The sequence below is a fragment of the Vescimonas sanitatis genome, assembly GCF_049060325.1.
In the GTDB taxonomy this organism is placed as follows: domain Bacteria; phylum Bacillota; class Clostridia; order Oscillospirales; family Oscillospiraceae; genus Vescimonas; species Vescimonas sanitatis.
Genome location: NZ_JBMGPW010000051.1, coordinates 1 through 424, shown reverse-complemented (window position 1 = coordinate 424; position 424 = coordinate 1). Strand labels below are relative to the sequence as shown.

The 424-nt window shown below is 65.3% G+C and carries 1 protein-coding gene; it reads right to left on the bottom strand.

Annotated elements, in window-relative coordinates; translation table 11 throughout:
- On the bottom strand, nucleotides 1-424 hold a 424-nt coding region (locus ACOMDU_RS13705), incomplete at both ends, for a hypothetical protein (RefSeq protein WP_421130712.1).

Below are 424 nucleotides of genomic sequence, written 5' to 3'. Positions count from 1 at the left end.
CTTCTGCAGTCATGTCTCGAGTCATCTGCGTGGTCTTCCCCCATGCCTCCTGAACCTCAGCCGCACTCATGCCCGGCTTCCAGACCTTCACCCACACTGCTTCAGCGGCGAAGACGAGGAACATCGCGACAGCGCCGCACACGGCAACCCCCGCAGAGACAAACCAGCCGACGATTCCTCCCACGATCGGGGGAACCACGAAGCTCCACACGGCATAGCCCCAGCCGCCCGGGGAAGGGTGGGCCGCTGCGACCACAAAAGGCCGCTCACCACAGGCGACCAAGATCGAGCTGACCACCACAGCGGTCACAGCGAGCCCCAGCGAGAACCATCCACCGAGAGGTGTGGCGAGGGCCTGGCTGAGCAACCACCACAGCAGCCACACCCCCGGCATGAGGGCGAGACCCGTGCTCAGGTGACCCAC